The sequence below is a fragment of the Streptomyces sp. URMC 124 genome (assembly GCF_051386455.1).
In the GTDB taxonomy this organism is placed as follows: domain Bacteria; phylum Actinomycetota; class Actinomycetes; order Streptomycetales; family Streptomycetaceae; genus Streptomyces.
In genome coordinates this window covers 1-470 of the sequence record NZ_JBPQTS010000362.1, presented here as the reverse complement: position 1 = coordinate 470, position 470 = coordinate 1, and the positions used below count along the sequence as shown (strand labels likewise).

At 74.9% G+C, this 470-nt stretch carries 1 pseudogene; it reads right to left on the bottom strand.

Annotated features, from left to right (window positions below):
- Positions 1-340 (bottom strand): annotated as a pseudogene (locus tag ACSNOG_RS32950) (DNA-binding protein); the annotation flags it as partial.
- Positions 341-470 lie beyond the last annotated feature (130 nt).

Genomic DNA, 470 nt, shown 5'->3' with positions numbered 1-470 from the left:
CACCCGTACGCCCCATCCCACCACCGGGCCACCACCGGGCCACCACCGCATAAGCCAGACCGAAGACCTCGCCCGGATCAGTTCCCGCCCGTGCCGCGCGCCGGGCCACCCCCCACCACCGGCGCTGCGCCGCCGCCACTTCCGGGATGCCGCCCAGATCAAGGTGCTCCAGCTTCTGATCGGCGTCCGCGTCCAGAGCCCACCGCCCGTGGCGTATGCACACCCGCTCCCACCGCTGCGTATACCGCATCACACGCACCGCGGCACCGGTACGCCGCGCCGCACACAAACGGCACCCGAACGCCACCGGCCCCGCCACCGCGCCCCCGACCCGCCACATCGCCTGAGCAGCACCGTCTTGCCCCGCCGCCAGCTGGGAGTCCTGACGCCCCCAGGAGGGCAGCGCCCGCGCCAGCGTCTCCTCCCCGACCCCGGACAGTTCCGTCAGCGCCCGCCGGCCCGCCGCATCC